General features: G+C 52.0%; 1 rRNA gene. It reads right to left on the bottom strand.

Going from position 1 to position 1,634, the window contains the following annotated elements:
• Window positions 1–49: 49 nt before the first annotated feature.
• A 16S ribosomal RNA gene (locus tag H8K43_RS18620) occupies window positions 50–1,580 on the bottom strand.
• Window positions 1,581–1,634 lie beyond the last annotated feature (54 nt).

Here is a 1,634-nt window from a genome sequence, read left to right as displayed (position 1 = left end):
CTTTTAACAGTCAATAAAAGTGAACACTTAACTACCAGCGCTACTCTAGAAAGGAGGTGATCCAGCCGCACCTTCCGATACGGCTACCTTGTTACGACTTCACCCCAGTCACGAACCCTGCCGTGGTAAGCGCCCTCCTTACGGTTAAGCTACCTACTTCTGGCAGAACCCGCTCCCATGGTGTGACGGGCGGTGTGTACAAGACCCGGGAACGTATTCACCGCGACATGCTGATCCGCGATTACTAGCGATTCCAACTTCATGTAGTCGAGTTGCAGACTACAATCCGGACTACGATACACTTTCTGGGATTAGCTCCCCCTCGCGGGTTGGCGGCCCTCTGTATGTACCATTGTATGACGTGTGAAGCCCTACCCATAAGGGCCATGAGGACTTGACGTCATCCCCACCTTCCTCCGGTTTGTCACCGGCAGTCTCATTAGAGTGCCCTTTCGTAGCAACTAATGACAAGGGTTGCGCTCGTTGCGGGACTTAACCCAACATCTCACGACACGAGCTGACGACAGCCATGCAGCACCTGTGTGCAGGTTCTCTTGCGAGCACTTCCAAATCTCTTCGGAATTCCTGCCATGTCAAGGGTAGGTAAGGTTTTTCGCGTTGCATCGAATTAATCCACATCATCCACCGCTTGTGCGGGTCCCCGTCAATTCCTTTGAGTTTTAATCTTGCGACCGTACTCCCCAGGCGGTCTACTTCACGCGTTAGCTGCGTTACCAAGACAATTAAGTCCCGACAACTAGTAGACATCGTTTAGGGCGTGGACTACCAGGGTATCTAATCCTGTTTGCTCCCCACGCTTTCGTGCATGAGCGTCAGTGTTATCCCAGGGGGCTGCCTTCGCCATCGGTATTCCTCCACATATCTACGCATTTCACTGCTACACGTGGAATTCTACCCCCCTCTGACACACTCTAGCCTTACAGTCTCCAATGCAGTTCCCAGGTTGAGCCCGGGGATTTCACATCAGACTTATAAAACCGCCTGCGCACGCTTTACGCCCAGTAATTCCGATTAACGCTTGCACCCTACGTATTACCGCGGCTGCTGGCACGTAGTTAGCCGGTGCTTATTCTTCAGGTACCGTCATCAGTACGCTATGTTAGAGCGCACCTTTTCTTCCCTGACAAAAGAGCTTTACAACCCGAAGGCCTTCTTCACTCACGCGGCATTGCTGGATCAGGCTTGCGCCCATTGTCCAAAATTCCCCACTGCTGCCTCCCGTAGGAGTCTGGACCGTGTCTCAGTTCCAGTGTGGCTGGTCGTCCTCTCAGACCAGCTACTGATCGTCGCCTTGGTGAGCTTTTACCTCACCAACTAGCTAATCAGATATCGGCCGCTCCAATAGCACAAGGTCCGAAGATCCCCTGCTTTCATCCTTAGATCGTATGCGGTATTAGCTATCCTTTCGGATAGTTATCCCCCACTACTGGGTACGTTCCGATATATTACTCACCCGTTCGCCACTCGCCACCAGACCGAAGTCCGTGCTGCCGTTCGACTTGCATGTGTAAGGCATGCCGCCAGCGTTCAATCTGAGCCAGGATCAAACTCTTCAGTTTAATCTCTGTTTAAAGACATTTCTGTCTGTCGCTCACTCAAAATACTGACAGTTC

It is taken from the genome of Cognatundibacterium curvum (assembly GCF_014284235.1).
GTDB classification, from domain to species: Bacteria; Pseudomonadota; Gammaproteobacteria; order Burkholderiales; family Burkholderiaceae_D; genus Undibacterium; species Undibacterium curvum.
Note: the sequence above shows the minus strand (reverse complement) of the source record. Positions and strands in the feature narration are given on the sequence as shown.